This window comes from Mesorhizobium sp. M1A.F.Ca.ET.072.01.1.1 (assembly GCF_004023325.1).
GTDB lineage: Bacteria > Pseudomonadota > Alphaproteobacteria > Rhizobiales > Rhizobiaceae > Mesorhizobium.
In genome coordinates this window covers 1-1531 of sequence record NZ_RZSF01000621.1, presented here as the reverse complement: position 1 = coordinate 1531, position 1531 = coordinate 1, and the positions used below count along the sequence as shown (strand labels likewise).

The following is a 1531-nucleotide window of genomic DNA, read 5'->3' as shown; positions in this document are numbered from 1 at the left end:
GCCTCCGGCTGCGCCAAGAAAGCGGCGGCGCCCACCGTCGGGGACGTCTGGCCTCTGCTGTGCCGGCGGCACACGCCCGGTCTGACTTTCGTCTTCTGATCCGCGATCCTTGTGCATGTTACGATCTCCTTGTTCTGCCGAGGCGCCGCACGGATCGACGGCTGCGCCTATACCTCTTCGAGAATTCGCGCCTGCAGGGCCACAGCCGCGGTGTCGGCTCCCTGGGGTCGTGGCCGAGGGAGATCGACCGGCAAGTCGAGCGTTATGCCGCCGTCGCGGATGACGAGCACCCGGTCCGCGAGTGCGACCGCTTCGGCGACGTCGTGGGTGATGAGTACGGTCGTGAAACCATGCTCGCGCCAGATGCGCTCCAGGAGCCGGTGCATCTCCATACGCGTCAGCGCATCGAGAGCGCCGAACGGCTCATCGAGCAGCAGAACGCCCGGTCGGCTCACCAAAGCTCTGGCGAGCGCGACGCGTTGAGCCTGACCGCCGGACAGCACGGCAGGCCAGTCGTTCCACCGATCGGCAAGCCCGACATCGGCGAGGGCTGCCGCCGCAGTCTCCCGCCAGCCCTTCGTGCGCGCGATGCCGACATTGCTGAGAACGCGATGCCAAGGCAGCAGCCGCGCGTCCTGGAAGAGAAGGCGCACGTTCGGCTGCAGCGACTGGACCTCGGCGTCGCCGATGGCAATCGTTCCGCTCGTCGGGCGATCGAGTCCCGCGATCACGCGAAGGAGCGTCGACTTGCCACAGCCGGAGCGGCCGACAATCGCCAGCAGCTGTCCGGCAGGAATGACCAGATCGAGGTCGGACAGGACGCTTCGGTCTCCGAAGGATTTTGACAAGCGATCAAGTCGTATGTCCTGCCCGTTCAGTGACGGCGCGTCCTCACCGTGCGGTCTCACCTCGCGAAGCAGGTTTTTCTCGGCCAGCGCATCCGCTTCGTGGAACGAGGCATCCTTGTGCAGCCGCACCACGCTCGCAGATTCTCTCACGACGTCGCTCCCCTGGTGACGGTGGGGCGATACGTGGGGTGCCAGGCAAGAGCGCGCGCCTCGAGCAACCGTGTGATGAAATCGGCGAGCTTGCCGAGTAGCGCGTAGACGAGGATGCCGAGGACGACGACGTCGGTCTGCAGGAACTCGCGCGCGTTCATCGTCATGTAGCCGATGCCCGAGGACGCCGAGATTGTCTCGGCCACGATGAGCGTGAGCCACATGAGGCCGAGCGAGAAACGAAGGCCGACAAGAATCGACGGCATGGCGCCCGGCAGGATCACCCGCCAGAACAGGGGCACGGGACCGAGCCCGTAGACACGCGCCATCTCGATCAGCTTCGGATCGACAGTGCGGATGCCGTGAAAGGTATTGAGGTAGAGGGGAAATGCGGTCCCGATCGCCACGAGGAAGATCTTCGCTTCCTCACCGATTCCGAACCAGAGGATGACGAGCGGGATGATGGCCAGATGCGGCACATTGCGGAGCATCTGCATCGACGAGTCGAACACGGTCTCGGCCGGCCGCGATAT

The 1531-nt window shown here is 65.1% G+C and carries 2 protein-coding genes; both read right to left on the bottom strand.

Going from position 1 to position 1531, the window contains the following annotated elements; all coding sequences use genetic code 11:
- Nucleotides 1–167 precede the first annotated feature (167 nt).
- The gene (locus EOA32_RS37025; protein ID WP_189407707.1) at nucleotides 168–908 is read right to left on the bottom strand and encodes an ATP-binding cassette domain-containing protein; all 741 of its coding nucleotides are present in this window, start codon (nucleotides 906–908) and stop codon (nucleotides 168–170) included.
- An 86-nt stretch (nucleotides 909–994) separates the two neighbouring features.
- On the bottom strand, nucleotides 995–1531 hold a 537-nt coding region (locus EOA32_RS37020; RefSeq protein WP_128374294.1), incomplete at its 5' end, for an ABC transporter permease subunit.